Genomic DNA, 17,017 nt, shown 5'->3' with positions numbered 1-17,017 from the left:
GCTCGCATGGTTCTGAGAGGGGAGTGATACACAATCAGCCGTTAGGCTGAGAGGTTCACTCCTACTTGACCCAATTAAGAAGTTTGAATACTAAATCAGGAAGGCAGCTCGGGCCTCCTGCTTTAGTATTTTTTTGATCAATGATAAGTGAATGTGACATTGTCATCGTTTGAATTCTATGAATGTATTGAAGAATGTTAAAACGTGTAGTATTTTATAATCAGGTCATCTGATGACCTTATTACTATATAACTTTGTAAGCGATTTATATCCGTAGCTAAGAATTTAGAAAACGAGAGGGGTTCATAAGATGTATTTACTTATTGCTTTAAGTGCCATCATCTTTCCATTTCTTTTTTTGGTCATTTTACGAATGCCTGCAGCTAAAGGAATGAGTATCAGTGCTGTGATTCTTATCATATTAGGATTCACCGTTTGGGGAATGGAAGCCAATGTTATTGCTGCCTCAACATTACAAGGCGTCCATAAAGCATTAACCATACTATGGATATTGTTTGGTGCGTTGGTTTTATTAAAAACGCTCAATAACACTGGGGCAGTCGATCGAATTAATCAAGGTTTCCAAAGTATTTCCGGTGATATGCGAGTACAAGTTATTATCGTGGCATTTTTGTTTGGATCCCTGATTGAGGGGGCGGCAGGTTTTGGTGCTCCTGCTATGGTAACGGGGCCATTATTATTTGCATTAGGGTTCAGTCCTTTGGCCGCCGTAACGATTGCTCTAATTGCCGATAGTACAGCGGTTGCGTTTGGGGCTGTTGGCACTCCGATTGCCATTGGTTTGAGTAATAACCCGATAGCGGGAGAAGGGTTTTTTCAGGACATTGCCGTTTCAGTTACAACGATGGATTTGCTAGCAGGAACATTTATTCCATTTATTTTGATCGTTATATTGACCAGTTTCTTTGGTAAGGGAATAAGGGATTCATTTGCTCTGTTGCCCTGGACCTTATTGATTGGGATTGTATACACAGGATCAGCTTTATTGTATGCGTCATTATTTGGCCATGAATTTGTATCGATTTTGGCTTCACTGACCGGTCTGATTGTTGCTGCATATACCGCTAACAAAGGCTTGTTATTGCCAAAGACAGAATGGAAGGCAGCGTTAAGGGATGATTTTCAAGTGGCTGATGAAACATCCAATTTAGGTCTTATAACGGCTTGGTCACCTTACATAATTGTTGTTGTCTTGCTTCTGCTTACACGGATTGTCCCTTGGCTTCAAACGTTCACCACTTCAGCGATTGACTTTTCGTGGTCCAATATTTTAGGGGTGGAAGGTATTACGTCTGACTGGGAGTTTTTGTATTCACCTGGTACCGTCCTGGTTCTTGCTGCGATAAGTGCGATTGCCATTCAGTGCAAGTCAATTAAACCATTTACAAGCGCATCGCGGGAATCATTATCGTCCATGAAGATGACAGCGATCTCCTTGGGGGCAACATTGATTATGGTTCAGGTATTTGTGAACTCAGGAATGAACGTGAAGGATTTTGCAAGCATGCCACAGCATATCGCTGAATCATTAGCGACATCTTTAGGGCCTGTTTGGCTTTTTGTTGCACCTTTTTTGGGTGAACTAGGCGCTTTTATTACAGGGAGTGCCACCGTTTCAACCTTAACGTTCAGTCCAATACAGTACAATGTTGCCATGCAGACAGGATTTGATGTTAACACGGTTTTAGCGGCACAGTTAATCGGCTCAGGTGCTGGTAATATGATTTGTGTTCATAACGTCGTCGCAGCAAGTGGTGCCGTGGGGATATCCGGCAAAGAAGGAGACATTATTCGAAAAACGCTGATTCCAGCTGTTTTGTATGGTTTGCTGGTCGGATTGTCAGGATTTATCATCATGCAACTGGGTTAGATCCATATCCTTGCAGCGGGCGCTATTTTCTAAATTCATTTGCTTCCAGTAAAATGGAGTCAAATGATGAGGAGTGAGTCAGGTATGGAATATGAAAAGATACAAACCAAAAAAATCTATGAAGAAGTAGCCGCGTCCATTATAGATAAAATAAGAAATAAACAATTAAAGCCGGGTGAAAAGTTGCCATCCGTAGATCAATTGTCTATAAACTTTGACGTTGGTAACTCTGCCATTAGAGAAGCGTTAAGTGGTTTACGTTCCATGGGTCTTCTCGAAATGAAACAAGGAGAAGGGACCTATGTAAAGGCCTTCGATCCTTCCATATTCTCGTTGCCAGTAACGATCGCCTTTTTGATGAAAAAAAATGATGTCAAGGAATTATACGAACTTCGAAAGATTTTAGAAGTCGGCACGGCCAGCCTTGCTGCTAAAGTTCATACAGAAGAAGATTTGGTATCAGTTGAGAAAGCCCTTGTTGTCATGAAAAACGCGATGGGGAATGAAGAACTGGCTGCAAGTGCCGATACCGATTTTCATATGGCGATCGCACATGCAGCCCATAATCAGCTGCTCTTAAATCTCATATCCAGTGTGTCAGGACTTATTTCAGAAACAATACGTGAAACAAGAAAAGTGCTGCTGTATTCCGAAAATCGTTCTGAGAAATTATATATGGAACATGAACGGATTTTTGACGCGATTAAGAACAGGAAACCGGAAGAAGCGCATGAACAAATGTACACGCACTTAGATGAGGTGAATAAGGAATTGTTCGAGTATATCGACAAAACATTGGAGTAATTTTTGGGAACGTTTAATAGGGAGGATAACTATGAAAGTATCATTATTCGCTACATGCCTCGGTGAGTTGTTCTATCAGGAGGCGGCAAAAGATATGGTGGAGGTGCTGGAGCGTCTTGGCTGTGAAATAGATTTTCCGCGGGGGCAGATCTGCTGCGGGCAGCCGGCTTATAACAGTGGGTACCGAAAAGATGCGCAAAAAGCAGCGAAACAAATGATTGCCACGTTCGAATCATCGGACTATATTGTCACGCCTTCCGGATCATGTGCCGGTATGTTTAAGGAATATCCCAGGCTTTTCCGGGATGATGCCATCTGGCAGGAGAGGGCGCAGAACGTAGCTGATAAAACGTATGAATTCACCCAGTTCATTGTCAATGTACTCGGCGTTGAAGAGCTTGGGGCCGTGTATCATGCGAAAGCGACCTATCACACGTCATGTCATATGATGCGGTTGCTTAAAGAAACGGGATCGCCGTTCAAATTGCTCAATAATGTGGAAGGTCTGGAGCTGCTTCCATTGGAAAATAGTTATGACTGTTGCGGTTTTGGTGGGACATTTGCGGTGAAGATGGTGCCGATTTCTGAGCAAATGGTTGACGAAAAAGTCCGGCACGTCGAAGAAACAGGTGCAGATGTTTTGATTACGGCTGATGGCGGATGTTTGATGAACATAAAAGGACGGATTGATCGCGAAGGAAAACCGATTGCTGTTAAACATATTGCACAAATTTTAAATTCACGCTCTTAAAGGAGGCGATGGCTATGGCTATGAAAATTGGTGAAAAGCCGTTTTTTGACCGAGTGGATGATGCATTGGATGATACATTTATGCGTCAATCGATGGCCGATGCTCAGGACGGCTTAAGAGGCAAGAAGATTGCTGCAACAGAGGGCGATGAGGCGATTGGTGATTGGGAGGAATGGCGCAATGCCGGCGAGGAAATACGCCGGCATACATTGGAAAACCTTGATTATTATTTGGAACAATTGAGTGATAATGTTGCCAAACGCGGCGGGCATGTGTTTTTTGCGGAAACGGCTGAAGAGGCGAATGCCTATATTCAGCAGGTAGCCCAGGAGAAAAATGCCAAAAATGCTACGAAGGCAAAGTCAATGGTGACGGAAGAAATTGGTCTGAATGAAGCTTTGTCAGATGTTGGCTGTCAGGTTCATGAGACCGATCTGGCGGAATACATTTTGCAGGCCGAGGAAGACGATCGTCCGTCCCATATCGTGGTGCCATCACTTCATAAGAACAAATCACAAATCCGGGATACATTGACGGAAAAGGCCGGCTATACCGGAACGGATCAGCCGGAGGAATTAACAGCATTTGCGCGCAGTCAGCTGCGGGATGTATTTATGAATGCTGATATTGGCATTACCGGCTGCAATTTCGGCGTGGCCGAGTCGGGATCGGTTTCCCTGGTAACGAATGAAGGCAATGCTAACATGGTAACCAGTTATCCGGAAACGCAAATCAGTGTCATGGGTATGGAACGCCTCGTGCCGACGTGGGAAGAACTGGATGTGATGGTGAACCTGCTGAGCAGAAGTGCCGTCGGTCAAAAAATCACCACCTATGTCACGAATGTGACGCCAGAAGTTGGGTCTGCCAGTGTTGACGGTCCAAAAGACTTTCATCTTGTCATTGTGGACGGCGGCCGGTCCAAGGCGCTTGGAACGGAATTTCAGTCGGCACTCCACTGCATTCGCTGTGCTGCCTGTGTGAACGTTTGTCCGGTGTACCGGCACGTTGGAGGCCATGCTTACGGGTCCATTTATCAGGGACCGATTGGCGCTGTGCTTTCACCGATATTGGGCGGTTACGAAGAATACGGTGAACTGCCTTACGCATCAAGTCTTTGTGCTGCGTGTACCGAAGCTTGTCCGGTCAAAATCCCATTGCATGAGCAGCTCATTCGACATCGCGAAATTTATGTTGAGGAAGGTTATGCTGATAAAAGCGAACAGGCAGCGATGACAGCCTTTGGCATTGGTGCGAGCACACCATCATTGTTCAAAATAGCTACAAAAGGTGTACCGACGTTTGCCAAGCCGCTCGTTCAGGACGGTTCCATATCAAACGGACTCGGCCCGATGAAGCTCTGGACCAAAATACGGGAATTTCCAGCGCCGGGTCATGACAATTTCAGGAAATGGTTCAAGGAACATACAAAAGGAGGCAGCCGTCATGAATAAAGGCACCATTCAAAATCGGGACAACTTTTTGGGACATATTGCTGATAAGCTTGGACGGGAACGAAAAACGAATGTACCGCGTCCTGATTGGGAGCATCAGCCGCAGTGGGCGGTTTATCAGGACCACTCATCTGATGAATTGTGTACACTTTTTCATGAGAATAGCGAAGAGAAAGGCACACATGTCCTGGAGACGACGATGGATCAGCTTGAACAAACCATTGCGTATGTCATGGAAGCCTATGGTGGCGCACCAATGGTTGCAACGGATGATGAGCGTTTTGATGCATTTGGTCTAAGAGATGTCATGATCAAGAGAGACGTGCATATATGGGACGGTGGATCTGATTCAATGAGCATCGAAAAAGCGAAGCAGTCGACTATTGGCTTTCTGTTCAGTGACGCAAGCCTTGCCGAGTCAGGAACGATCACCCAATTTAACGACCGGAATAAAGCCCGGTCCGTCAGCCTGCTTCCAACAACATATGCAGCTATCGTACCCAAGTCAACCATTGTGCCCCGGATGACTCAAGCGACTGCCGAGGTTCATAAACACGTTGAGGATGGACAGGACATTTCCCCATACATTAACTTTATCACCGGGCCAAGCAATAGCGCCGACATCGAAATGAACATGGTTGTTGGTGTGCATGGACCAGTTAAAGCTGTTCATATTATCGTGTTAGACGCGTAATCGTACCAGTGCCTGGCACTCAAACAATTCTGAATAGTTTATGTGCCAGGCACCTTGTTAATTGAAATTGTTTGAAAATTATAATACAATAGACATAGAAAAGAATCTCGTTACAGGGGCGGTAGAGAAAATGTGAAACCAAAAATCGCCATGCATGAAAACCGGTAAAGATAGATAAAAATGTCATATTTTTAACGCTTTCATTATATACCTTTAGTAGCACATGTTAGCGTGTTCATTTTAGCGTTATATCGTTGATTTTAAAAAAGGGGTAATTTGTATGAAGACTGATATTGAAATCGCTCAGCAGGCGACGTTAAAGCCGATTGAGGCCATTGCGCAACAGCTGGATTTGACCACGGATCAATGGGAACCATACGGCCACACGAAAGCGAAATTATCCGATTCCCTTTTGAAGGATTTGGATGACACGTCAGATGGAAAAATTATCTTAGTAACCTCGATTAATCCAACGCCTGCTGGGGAAGGAAAATCAACGGTAGCAGTAGGACTGGGGCAAGCCTTTGATAAAATTGGAAAAAACGCCGCTATCGCATTACGGGAGCCTTCGATGGGGCCGGTTATGGGCTTGAAAGGTGGCGCAGCAGGTGGGGGTTACTCGCAGTTGCTGCCAATGGAAGATATCAACTTGCACTTTACTGGTGATTTGCATGCGATTACGACGGCAAATAATGCATTATCGGCCATGATCGACAACCATATACACCGCGGTAATTCATTGAATATCGATCCAAGAAGGGTCGAGTGGAAACGTGTCATGGATATGAATGATCGGGCGTTGCGTCAAATGGTTGTGGGACTTGGCGGCCCGACACGCGGTGTGCCAAGGGAAGATGGATTTAACATTACCGTTGCTTCAGAGGTCATGGCTATCCTTTGTTTGGCAACAAGCCTGGACGATTTAAAACAACGGCTTGCTCGTATTGTTATCGGCTATACACGTGAGGAGGAGCCGGTAACGGTAAACGATTTAAACATGGAAGGGGCTTTAACGCTATTACTGAAAGATGCCTTGAAGCCTAATTTGGTACAAACCACTGAAAATACGCCGGCCATTATTCATGGCGGGCCTTTTGCTAATATTGCTCATGGTTGTAATAGTATGATGGCGACAAAAACAGCTGCTAAACTGGCTGATTATGTTGTAACAGAAGCGGGATTTGGCGCCGATCTTGGGGCGGAAAAGTTTTTGGATATTAAGTCCCGTGTTGGTGGGTTTGATACCTCGACCGTCGTCATTGTAGCGACTGTCCGTGCATTAAAAATGCATGGCGGCGTGTCTCAGGACGATTTAAAGCAGGAAAATGTCGATGCTTTAAATGGCGGCATGGCCAATTTGCAAAAACATATCGAAACGATCGAACAGTTTGGTCTATCATATGTTGTCGCCATTAATAAATTCCCGACAGATACCGATGCGGAAACGGAATTTATTACAACATGGTGTCAAGCACGGGGCGTTGATGTCGCATTGACCGATGTGTTTGCCAGTGGCGGTGCAGGAGGAACGGAATTGGCTGAAAAGGTTGTCCAAAAAGCCGAAGAAACGCCTGAAAACGTTCAATATGTTTATGACACAAATGATTCGATTGAAAATAAAGTCCGTAAAGTCGCCCAGAACGTATACGGTGCTGACGATATTGCGTTATCGGCTAAAGCACAAAAACAATTACACTTTTATGAGAAACAGGGATGGGGGCATTTGCCGGTATGTATAGCAAAAACACAATACTCGTTATCGGATGATCCATCGCTCTTGGGCAGACCTGAGGGATTTACCATCACCATCCGTGAGTTGCGCCCGTCTATTGGTGCTGGTTTCATTGTTGTGTTGACCGGTGATATGCTGACAATGCCCGGTTTGCCAAAAGAACCGGCCGCTTTAAAAATGGATATAACGGAGGAAGGAAACGTTACCGGGTTGTTTTAATGGTTAGTCAATGGAAGGCATTCATGTGTTCGTTTGAATCGTATAAAATTAATCATCTCGTACCAAAATTTTATGGTATGAGATGATTAGTGTGGTCAGAGACATAAAAGGAATAACCCACATAACGTTTGAGCGCTGGAAATGAGTTGGATAACCGCAGCGTTTTAAAAGCGGCCCGGCTTGTACGTCATAGGTGGTATGGTTAGTCACCTCCCACGTTTTTAAGGGTGTCCAGTTCGTTAAACGTGTACGTGTGAAAGCCCGCGATACCATAATCTGATTCGTTTAAGTACGGGGTGTAGGCGTTCACCAAATCGCTGGGATCATAGCCGCGCAACAGTTTCCTCGACAATTTCAGGTTTTTTCTGAGGAAGCGGAGTGAATCCGTGACACCAATACGGGGTGCGATCCAAAGCAATTTGTCCAATTTCACGGGACCGGGAATGCCCAGATAGCACGGAAGTTTCAGACCGGATGCGCGCTGCTGTTGCAGCCAGGCGAGAACCTGATCGGGATCAAAGCACATTTGCGTCACGGCATAATCGGCAAGCGAGGCTTTTGTTGCCAAATCCTGATTAAGTGTGTCGGTATCGATATGCGGGTGGCCTTCGGGATACGCAGGGATACCGATGCGCTGCGGCCTGTTGTCGCTTGCAGCCAACGACTGCACTAATTCTGAGCCATGGTGATATGGCCCCAGCGGTTTTTCCTGATCGCCACCAATGATAAATACGTCGTTGATATCATGCTCAGCAAGGCGATCAAGTACTGTGTTAAGGTGGTCGTCACTCCGGATCATCCGCGCTGCCAAATGAGGAATAACATGATCGAAATGAGGCGCTAATGCGATTGCCTTGTCGATCGTAGCGTCAATCCCATTTGTCGGTGAGCAGGTGATGGTCAACGTGGCATGAGAAGGAAGCGCCGCCGTGGCCCGTTCAACGATGTTGTCAGCGGGTATGATTTCAAAGCGGGGGCCACCGGTTTGGTTGAACAGAGTCGCTGACGATGACTGATCCATCATAGTCATCCCTTCTTTCTTATAAATATGATTATGGCACTGACATCTGTCATAGGTGTCATGATTGTGTCAATGCTTCTGACAATCAATGGCCAAAACGTCTAAAACATGATTCTATTATCAGACAGCGATATAACCGTGCAGCGAGCCTGTCTGCCAACAGACCCGCTGCCTCGCGTATGATTACGTCTCAAGCTTTCGGCCGGTCCGGCTATATCCCGTCCCAGGGTTTTCGGAAGCCTTGAATGGCGTCTGCGCAACCTCCGCCGGAACAAGCCCGCCGGCATATGGTTCGGGCAGGTATATTTCGAGCTCGGTTCCAACTGTCGTGAACGCGTTGGGCAACATGGCGTACCCAATGTTGCAACCCTGATTTGGCGAGTAGAAGGCTGAGGTGACATAGCCCACTGGTTTCGTACCGTTTTCCGCGTAGGCCATGTAGAAATCGGCCGGGTACCAGTCAATCATCTTGCCGCCAAATTTCATCCCGACAAGCTTTTCAGAGACGCCGTCGTTCTTGATGCGGGTCAGGGCTTCTTTGCCGATAAATTCGGATTTACTCAAGTCCACTTGCCAGCCTAAGCCGACTTGGTATGGGTTGGTTTCCTGGTCCATATCCTGCCCGTAGGAAAGGATTCCTGCTTCGAGCCGCCGAATATGGCCCGGTGCGATTACTTTTAGATTGTATGGTTCCCCTTCATCGAGGAGATAATACCAGAGCTTTTCGGCATTGGCGCTGGCATTGTATAGATAGATTTCAAAGCCATCTTCGCCTGAGAAACCTGTGCGGGACACGATGACGGGACAACCGTTCACGTCTCCCTCCATCAGCCCGTAGTAAGGAACGTCATTAATGCGTTCGCCGAATAAATGGATCATGAATTTTTTGGATTTTGGCCCTTGAATTTGCACGGGCGCCACATCGATTTCGCTTACTGTGCAATCAAAGTTTTTCATCATTTTAAGCGCCTGAAGCCACAGCGATGTGTCACTGTCGGATAACGAGAACCAAAATTCATCCTCATGCGGACGAAGGAGAACCGGATCATTGATGATACCGCCTTCCTCATTGCATAAAATAACGTAGCGGCCTTTTCCGGTCTTGACTTTTTCGACGGAGCGTGTGATCACCAAGTCCACTAGCTTTGGAGCGTCGGGGCCTTTCACCTGGATCTGCCTTTCTACCGCGACATTCCAAAGCGTGACGTGTTCGGTGAGATATTCGTATTCTTTGAGGAGACCGCCTTCCTCCATCGGGACATAAGCGCGCGGGTGGTACATATTGTTATAAACCGAATAGCACCATGCCCCGGATTCTTCAGAAAGGTGCCAGTATGGGGACTTGCGTACGCGTTGCGATATCAGCATGCGTGAGCCATTATCCCCGCTTTGACGCAGATTGACCGGAACGTGTCGTTGCACGTTCATTGCCTCGAGATCGTTAGACGTTTTAAACTCTGATAGAGGTTTTCCTTCCATAGTCATACCGATTGCCTCCTTAATGTTATAAAGGGATATGATTCCCATTGTCGTTAAAGGCACTTGACTGTTGATGATCGGCATTTGAATCCAGCCCTTGCTGCCGGAAGCCCAAACGTTCGATCTATCAGAGCGTTCGTAACAACCCGGACCACCCGCAATCGCCTCGTGTAAAACGTTATCAATGTTGATGAGAAGACGTCCGCTTCAATGTGTGAAGGGCAATGTCTAAACATAAGTGGGGGGGTAGATCGCTTGGCGGTTACGCTGGTGTTCACCGGAATCCGCCACTTAAGCGTTACGTCAGCTAAGTGGTGGGCCGTTTAATGATTTAACCCCTTATTATCAATGACTTCACGTATCATACCCCCTTTATTGGCTCATTTATTTTTGACGGACCAATCAACGGTTTAATAAAGCGCTTACATTATATCGTATGAAAATCAATACTCGTTGTGAGTATATCGACTAAGGATTTTGAATGCTTATAGGGTGTGTTCCAAGGCTGGATCGCACCATATAAACGTTTGCTCATGTTTATATGGTGCTGCATCGTCTGCAAGGCTCGTCGGAAGAGCTAGTCATTATTAAAATGGAGGCATCGGTGCGAAGCTGCTTCAAAGTAGTTCCGTATTGTTTTTGTTCTACTTTCATTTTATCGTAATAATGGTTGCGTTGTAAAAGGTTGTTTTTAGTTTTTTCTAAAAAATTTCAGTTATGGAACGTTGGACAAAGGCTTTTGCCAGCGTCATCGTCTTGATAACGGGAGATAGTTATGCATCACACAGGTATCACTAGAGGTTGCTGCCAATCCGGACGCCCTCGGCAATGGCATCGCTTAGACGTCTGGGTGCAATCGTGTCTCCGATCATTTGAACGTCAAGGTGCGGATCTGCTTGTTTCAATTGCTCGTAAAGCGCATCTTCTGCCGTTTGATAACCAACGAATATCGCCAGATCAGCCTCATCGACACGGCGTTCGTTTCCGGACCACACGTCTTTTAACAGGAGATAACCATCTCTTTGTCCTGCAAGCTGTTGGTTTGGTGAGAGAATGACCTGATTTTCCCCAAGCAGTCGATACAGCTCAGGCTTTTGCATGGCGTCGAGATCTTCACAGACAGACCACAACGGTGTGACCAGCTCAACCTGAGAAGCACCGGCATTTGCGGCGACATTGGCTATACTGGCTCCGCGGAACTTTCCTTCACGATCATAGACAATAACCCGCTCGCCTTGTTTAATGGATACGTCGTTTTCAAGAATGGCAATATCTGTCACACAACGCGTTGTGACGTCGCCGGTTTCAGCGTGAATGTCCGGGTAGGATCCTGTTGCGAGCACAACCGTATCGGGATCCGGGTTGATGAGGGCCTCAGACGTCGCTTCCGTTTTGAGCCGTACATCAACATCTAATCGCTCGAGTTCGCGTTTAAGCCATTCGATATGTCTGCCATAGTGCGGTCGTTCGGGAGCAGATACAGCGGCTGTCATTTGTCCCCCGAGCTGATCGCCACGCTCCAAAAGCGTGACGTCATGCCCGCGTTCAGCAGCCACACGTGCAGCTTCCATCCCTGCAGGTCCACCGCCAACGATGAGGATGCGCCGACTATGATCGGCCGGCTTGATATGGTCTAAAGAATCGTCACCAACGGCAGGGTTCACGGTGCAAATGATCGGCATGCCACTATACAATCGGCCAATGCATCCTTCCGTACACGCATTGCACGGGCGGATGTGAGACAGGTCTCCGTCTATCGTTTTTTGAGGCAAATCCGGGTCGGCGATAATGGCCCGGGTCATACCTACCAGATCACAATCATCATTGACTAGGGCATCTTCTGCTTGTTGGGGGTCAAGGATTCGTCCGGCAACCAATACCGGAGCGGAGAGATGTTTTTTCATTCGATGCGACGCGTGGTTATACGTCCCACGCGCAAACGTATCACCTGGCACAACCGCTGATTGGGCCGCATAGGTTGCAGCGTTTCCACCGGAGATATGAAATAGGTCAATGTGGCCCAGCGAATCAAGTCTCTCGGCTATATCGAGCATATCGTCCTGATCAAGCCCCAAGTCATCCGTCACAGGATCGCCTGTCATGCGAAACCCAATAATAAAATCATCGGATACGGCTTCAGCGACAGCTTCAATCACCTCTTCAGAAAAACGCATGCGTCCGTCAAAATCGCCACCATAGCGGTCGGTGCGCTTGTTGATGGTAGGGCTCCAGAACTGTTCAATCAAATGTCCTGAAAATGAGGTGATCTCAATCCCATCCCAGCCGCATCGTTCCAGCCGTGCCGCCGCATCAGCAAAGGCATCGATGATCGGCGATATGTCCTCAATGCGCAACACATGTGGTGTTTCACGGTGGATCCCTTCTGAAATAGCGGATGGAGCCTGCAGGGGACGACCGCTGATGGCTGAATCTCCACGCCGGCCCATGTGGGTGGCTTGCGACATGATCAACCCACCGTGGGCATGCACTCTATCCGCGAGATCCGTTAATAAGGGTTCATTATCAGAATTCCACAAACTGATGGATCCATATGAGGCTGAGGAATATTTGTACACACTTGCGGAGCCAAAGGTCATGATTAAACCAGCGCCGCCAGCTGCCTTGCGTACAAGGTAGTTAACATGGCGTTCGTTTAACAAACCCGAATCAAATCCCGACGCATGAGCCGTTGAGACGATCCGGTTTTTCACGTCGCGGCGACCAATCCGGAAGGGGCTGAACAACGTTTTAAAATCCCTTCCTACGTTTGCTGAGTGATCCGTAGCCATCGATTTTACCTCCCTTGAAAAGTTGGTTCCGGCCAAATACGGACCTGATACATTGACGAAACGGTAAGCGATGACATACTCTTTGAAACGGAATTGGTGTTACATGTTATGCTGCCATTTATCATAATGTTTTAAAAATTAGCATTTTATGTAATGAAAGCGTATTATAAACCTTTATGGATGTCAAGATAGGATTGATGGTTGAGGATCGGTCATTTAAGCACGATCTCATACAGAGCGAATGGTGTCTATTCGTCCCATATGAGCATATGTTGCGAAACGGCTGTCTTACCAAGCTATTTTTGTCAATTGACCCAGTAAGATACACCGGTTATGATAGTCATATGTTAGATGTTATTATTCTATGAAATCGCATTCATTTATCGTGTCATACGATGAAAAAATGGACCCATTTTGCAGCTCACAGCGAATCTGGACGGATATATCTGCTTAAAAGTTGTCCGGTTTGAGCAGGAGGCTAAACAAACGGTCATCCAATTTTCAAATAATGAGGGGGAGCGGGTCATGAAAACCGATTATGATGTTATTATCGTTGGCGCGGGCTCAATGGGAATGGCAGCGGGATATTACCTGGCACGGCAGGGAGTCCATCCATTGCTTGTGGATGCATTCGATCCGCCGCATGAAAATGGCAGCCACAGCGGGAACACACGGCTGATCCGCCATGCATGTGGCGAGGGTATCGCGTATGTCCCACTCGCTATAAAGGCTCAGGAACTGTGGGATGAGCTGCAGGACAAAACGAGTGATCCTATCTTTCGGAAGACGGGTGTTGTGAATTACGCGCCAAAGGGCTCGGCGTTTATCAATCAAGTCATCACGGGAGGTAACCAATACGGGCTGCATGTCGAAGAACTTAGCGGCAACGACATTCAAGAGCGCTGGCCGGGAAATACGGTGCCGGACGACTATTACGGCTGTTACGAACCGAATGGAGGCGTTCTGTTTGCCGATAATTGCATTCGCACCTACCGGAAACTGGCTTTGCAAAGCGGTGCTGAGCTCATGCCCCACACACCAGTGGCAGACATTGATATTTCCGATGATGCTGTAAGCGTGAGAACCGGGACAGCCACATACAGCGCGGATAAACTCATCGTCAGTGCAGGCGCTTGGAATAAGACGCTGTTATCATCACTAAACCTTGATCTGCCGCTTCAGCCCAGCCGCAGACCATTTGGCTGGTTTGATGCAGATGAAGAGCTCTATTCATCCGACGCGTTCCCGGGTTTTTTCGTGGAATGCCCATCCGGTGTTTATTACGGCTTTCCGAGTATGAGTGGCAACGGACTAAAAATCGGACGTTTTGATGCGGGCCAGGATGTGAATCCAACCTATATGGACCGCGAATTTGGCGTTTTTCCGGACGATGAAGGCGATCTCCGCCAATTTTTGGACGCATTTATGCCCCAGGCGGCCGGACAATTAAATGTTGGTGGTACGTGTATGTTTACGAACACCCCAGATGAGAATTTTATCATTGATCGGCATCCCGAACATTCTCATGTCGCCATTGCTGCCGGCTTTTCCGGCCACGGATTTAAATTTTCGAGTGTGGTGGGTGAGATTCTGAGTCAGCTGACGGTATCAGGCGCGACTGAGCATGACATATCGCCCTTTTCAGCCACACGACCCGCATTGCAAGGGCGTGCGCCTAAAAGCTGATAGACGATTTTCGGCCGCCGCTGAAAATCAACTGCCTTTAACGAACTCGCGCGGTTCAGCGCTCAACTCGCGCAACTCAGAGCCTAACTCGCGCAATAATGAGAAAAGTCGCGCAGAAATCGAGTGAGGTCGCGCAGTAATCGGGTAAGGTCGCGCGATTCGGGATGAAACTCGCGCAGTTCGAGCGATAACTCGCGCGACATGAAGCAAAACTCGCGCAGCTTGGCCCGCCAACTCGCGTGACAACCACTCGCACTCGAGCGACGCGCACTCCTACTCAACCGATAACCAGCTTTTCCGACAGATCGGATCGTCGTTTTGAAAAGTAAGAATGATAGACTCCCTTTTTAATAGACGGAATTCAGTCTTTTTGCTGTGTGGAGCTATCTTTCAAACGCCTATCATAGCTAAAACAATATAACATTCCAGAAATAGACGCATATCATGCTTCTGAACCATTTTAAAGAAAAGGGGCGAGGAGCATGATATCGTTTGGATCGTTTACGGGGAGAGTTATGGGAATCCGAAATGTTGCCAGCGGGAATGTTCGGGAAGGCTGTGTGCAAATGGTTGAACTCCAAAATGATGAAGGTGATTTGGCTCACTTTATCGTAAGTCCGGATACGTATGTTCTGGGGCAGGAGATGATGTCGGCCGGTGATATCGTCACTGGCTATTACGATGCCGGCGCGCCGATGATATTGATTTATCCACCCCAATATCCGGCCCTTGTGATGGTAAAAGAGACCGCCGGCCGACACGTGAAAGTGAGTTATTTTAATAAAGACCTTGTAAGCGAGGACAATCGATTAGTATTACATCCGGATGCCTATACCCGGATAGTGACAACCAATGGGCAAGCGTTTATGGCTCGTCCCGGTGACCATCATTTGGTTGTTGTCTATGGCCCTTCAACCAAAAGCATTCCAGCCCAGACGGTGCCTTATCAAATAGTGGTGTTATGTTTGTGAACCAAATAAGCTGGTGGGTTCGTTCGGCATAGGTGTCACTCCCTCATCCTGCTTACGCAACTCAATGATATCAACAAAATAGTCCTTTATTCGGTAGTCATCAACGACCGATTGATTGTCGATGACTGCCGATCATTGTTTATCGTAGAATGACGATTCCCTTGTTATGCCATTCTTCAAAACACCGTACATTTAAACGAGTTAGCCCAGCTGACACGCTCTTTTTTTCGTAAATACGTCTTGTTCAAAAACCGCCATACCTCTACACGCAACGAGCCGTAACCCCGCCGGATGCAGCAAGAATACCCGGTGGGATCCTGTTGTTAGCGCCATTTTACCGGATCCCATCCGACTATTGCTGTTTTGATTCGCGCGTCAACAGGGATATGGGCTATTGATGACTATGTCGGTGTTGGTGGCGTGAGACTTTTGAGCGATTGCCGCATATTTTCATGGAACACCATTTACGCCGTCCGCTTTTATCCATAAATAGTAAAACACAGTCGGGATTAACACAACGATGAAGCGTCTGTAAATCACCAGTGGTATATAATTGCAACGCATCCAATGCGGCCAAGGAAACAATGGCATCCACCGACGTCGTGACAGGGATGGGTACCAGTTTATCCGTTATCCGTTTAAAGGTTAGAGGCGTTTTTTCGATGATCGATTCCAGTTGTGATAGCCATTGCTCACCGGGCGGATGGCCGTCCGCTATTGATTCAAAGCCGTCCCGTAAAAATGCACGCAGATCGAGAAGCGTATCCAGTCCGTCCGTGATCACCTGTTCCTTGTCGTATTGCTCTTCCATCAGAATCTGTGATTGATGCATTGTTTCGATCCAATGGGCGAAATGTCCGTGGAGCAAGTCGTGACGGGTTTTGTTTTTTACGACTTCTGTATTGACCAAATTCAATGATAAATGATTGGACAGGAGCGGGAATATGTTACGTTCTGCCATGGTTCGTTCCTCCTGGTGGGTGTGGGTTGCCTAGTTTTTGACTCCTCAGATAGTAATTAACCTTATTATAACGCATTGACAGGTTAGTGAAAAGGAACTATACTAACCATTAAATATTACATTAAATAGTTAATGAAAGGAGCAGATCGCAATGGCTTCATCCATTAAACCCCCTTTTACACAGGAAACCGCTCGTCAAAAGGTGAAAGCAGCACAGGATGCATGGAATACGCGAGATCCTGAAACCGTTGCACCAGCGTATACACCGGATTCAGAATGGCGAAATCGAACTGAATTTTTCACGGGCAGAGAAGCCATCAAAGATTTTCTCAGACGCAAATGGTCGAAAGAACTGGATTATCGTTTAATGAAGGAACTTTGGGCTTACACGGATAACTGTATATCCGTTCGTTTCGAATACGAATGGCGGGATGCGGACACCAATCAGCGAATGCGTACACACGGAAATGAACATTGGGAATTTGCAGAAGATGGTTTGATGAAGCGCCGCGACATGAGTGCCAATGACTATCCTATATCCGAATCAGAACGCCGATATTAGTAA

The 17,017-nt window shown here is 46.9% G+C and carries 13 protein-coding genes; 9 read left to right on the top strand and 4 right to left on the bottom strand.

Translation table 11 applies throughout. The features are described from left to right. Positions 1–310: 310 nt before the first annotated feature. From ABDZ72_RS04305 to ABDZ72_RS04280, 6 genes are all read left to right on the top strand, one after another. A complete protein-coding gene (locus tag ABDZ72_RS04305; protein WP_343751380.1) occupies positions 311–1,891 on the top strand; it encodes an L-lactate permease in 1,581 nt (526 codons plus the stop codon). Between the two features lie 84 nt (positions 1,892–1,975). Further along, positions 1,976–2,695 carry a FadR/GntR family transcriptional regulator gene (locus ABDZ72_RS04300; protein ID WP_343751379.1) on the top strand — a complete coding sequence of 240 codons (720 nt, stop codon included), beginning with the start codon at positions 1,976–1,978 and terminating at the stop codon, positions 2,693–2,695. A gap of 31 nt (positions 2,696–2,726) precedes the next feature. Then, positions 2,727–3,446 carry a (Fe-S)-binding protein gene (locus ABDZ72_RS04295; protein ID WP_343751378.1) on the top strand — a complete coding sequence of 240 codons (720 nt, stop codon included), beginning with the start codon at positions 2,727–2,729 and terminating at the stop codon, positions 3,444–3,446. A 14-nt stretch (positions 3,447–3,460) separates the two neighbouring features. Next, on the top strand, positions 3,461–4,900 hold the full coding sequence (locus tag ABDZ72_RS04290) for a LutB/LldF family L-lactate oxidation iron-sulfur protein (RefSeq protein ID WP_343751377.1): 1,440 nt from the start codon (positions 3,461–3,463) through the stop codon (positions 4,898–4,900). Then, a complete protein-coding gene (locus tag ABDZ72_RS04285) occupies positions 4,893–5,594 on the top strand; it encodes a LutC/YkgG family protein (RefSeq protein WP_343751376.1) in 702 nt (233 codons plus the stop codon). Before ABDZ72_RS04290 ends, ABDZ72_RS04285 begins: the two co-directional genes overlap by 8 nt. Positions 5,595–5,874: 280 nt before the next feature. Further along, a complete protein-coding gene (locus tag ABDZ72_RS04280; protein WP_343751375.1) occupies positions 5,875–7,545 on the top strand; it encodes a formate--tetrahydrofolate ligase in 1,671 nt (556 codons plus the stop codon). A gap of 202 nt (positions 7,546–7,747) precedes the next feature. On the opposite strand, the gene ABDZ72_RS04275 is transcribed toward ABDZ72_RS04280, so the two are convergent. From ABDZ72_RS04275 to ABDZ72_RS04265, 3 genes are all read right to left on the bottom strand, one after another. Continuing rightward, positions 7,748–8,569: a methylenetetrahydrofolate reductase gene (locus ABDZ72_RS04275; protein WP_343751374.1), complete on the bottom strand. Its 822-nt coding sequence runs from the start codon at positions 8,567–8,569 to the stop codon at positions 7,748–7,750. Positions 8,570–8,749: 180 nt separating this feature from the next. Next, positions 8,750–10,051, bottom strand: coding sequence for a glycine cleavage T C-terminal barrel domain-containing protein (locus ABDZ72_RS04270; RefSeq protein ID WP_343751372.1), 1,302 nt, complete (start codon positions 10,049–10,051; stop codon positions 8,750–8,752). Positions 10,052–10,839: 788 nt separating this feature from the next. Then, entirely contained in the window at positions 10,840–12,834 is a 1,995-nt protein-coding gene (locus tag ABDZ72_RS04265; protein WP_343751371.1) for an FAD-dependent oxidoreductase, read from the bottom strand. Positions 12,835–13,359: 525 nt separating this feature from the next. Here ABDZ72_RS04265 and solA point away from each other — a divergent pair. Continuing rightward, positions 13,360–14,520 carry an N-methyl-L-tryptophan oxidase gene (gene solA, locus ABDZ72_RS04260; RefSeq protein WP_343751370.1) on the top strand — a complete coding sequence of 387 codons (1,161 nt, stop codon included), beginning with the start codon at positions 13,360–13,362 and terminating at the stop codon, positions 14,518–14,520. A gap of 482 nt (positions 14,521–15,002) precedes the next feature. Further along, positions 15,003–15,491: a hypothetical protein gene (locus tag ABDZ72_RS04255; protein WP_343751369.1), complete on the top strand. Its 489-nt coding sequence runs from the start codon at positions 15,003–15,005 to the stop codon at positions 15,489–15,491. A gap of 391 nt (positions 15,492–15,882) precedes the next feature. Here the strand turns inward: ABDZ72_RS04255 and ABDZ72_RS04250 are convergent, their stop codons facing one another. After that, positions 15,883–16,452 carry a CGNR zinc finger domain-containing protein gene (locus tag ABDZ72_RS04250; RefSeq protein ID WP_343751368.1) on the bottom strand — a complete coding sequence of 190 codons (570 nt, stop codon included), beginning with the start codon at positions 16,450–16,452 and terminating at the stop codon, positions 15,883–15,885. 151 nt (positions 16,453–16,603) lie between these two features. Between ABDZ72_RS04250 and ABDZ72_RS04245 the strand changes: the two genes are divergently transcribed. Beyond that, positions 16,604–17,014: a nuclear transport factor 2 family protein gene (locus tag ABDZ72_RS04245; RefSeq protein ID WP_343751367.1), complete on the top strand. Its 411-nt coding sequence runs from the start codon at positions 16,604–16,606 to the stop codon at positions 17,012–17,014. The last annotated feature ends 3 nt before the right edge of the window (positions 17,015–17,017 follow it).

Source organism: Lentibacillus halophilus, assembly GCF_039522485.1.
Classification (GTDB): Bacteria; Bacillota; Bacilli; order Bacillales; family Amphibacillaceae; genus Lentibacillus; species Lentibacillus halophilus.
This window is presented reverse-complemented; position numbering and strand designations above follow the sequence as displayed.

Coding starts and splice junctions, on each gene's coding strand:
- ABDZ72_RS04290 (WP_343751377.1), top strand. CDS start 3,461: ATGGCTATGAAAATTGGTGAAAAGCCGTTTTTTGACCGAGTGGATGAT.
- ABDZ72_RS04270 (WP_343751372.1), bottom strand. CDS start 10,051: ATGACTATGGAAGGAAAACCTCTATCAGAGTTTAAAACGTCTAACGAT.
- ABDZ72_RS04265 (WP_343751371.1), bottom strand. CDS start 12,834: ATGGCTACGGATCACTCAGCAAACGTAGGAAGGGATTTTAAAACGTTG.
- solA (WP_343751370.1), top strand. CDS start 13,360: ATGAAAACCGATTATGATGTTATTATCGTTGGCGCGGGCTCAATGGGA.
- ABDZ72_RS04255 (WP_343751369.1), top strand. CDS start 15,003: ATGATATCGTTTGGATCGTTTACGGGGAGAGTTATGGGAATCCGAAAT.
- ABDZ72_RS04280 (WP_343751375.1), top strand. CDS start 5,875: ATGAAGACTGATATTGAAATCGCTCAGCAGGCGACGTTAAAGCCGATT.
- ABDZ72_RS04305 (WP_343751380.1), top strand. CDS start 311: ATGTATTTACTTATTGCTTTAAGTGCCATCATCTTTCCATTTCTTTTT.
- ABDZ72_RS04300 (WP_343751379.1), top strand. CDS start 1,976: ATGGAATATGAAAAGATACAAACCAAAAAAATCTATGAAGAAGTAGCC.
- ABDZ72_RS04295 (WP_343751378.1), top strand. CDS start 2,727: ATGAAAGTATCATTATTCGCTACATGCCTCGGTGAGTTGTTCTATCAG.
- ABDZ72_RS04250 (WP_343751368.1), bottom strand. CDS start 16,452: ATGGCAGAACGTAACATATTCCCGCTCCTGTCCAATCATTTATCATTG.
- ABDZ72_RS04275 (WP_343751374.1), bottom strand. CDS start 8,569: ATGATGGATCAGTCATCGTCAGCGACTCTGTTCAACCAAACCGGTGGC.
- ABDZ72_RS04245 (WP_343751367.1), top strand. CDS start 16,604: ATGGCTTCATCCATTAAACCCCCTTTTACACAGGAAACCGCTCGTCAA.
- ABDZ72_RS04285 (WP_343751376.1), top strand. CDS start 4,893: ATGAATAAAGGCACCATTCAAAATCGGGACAACTTTTTGGGACATATT.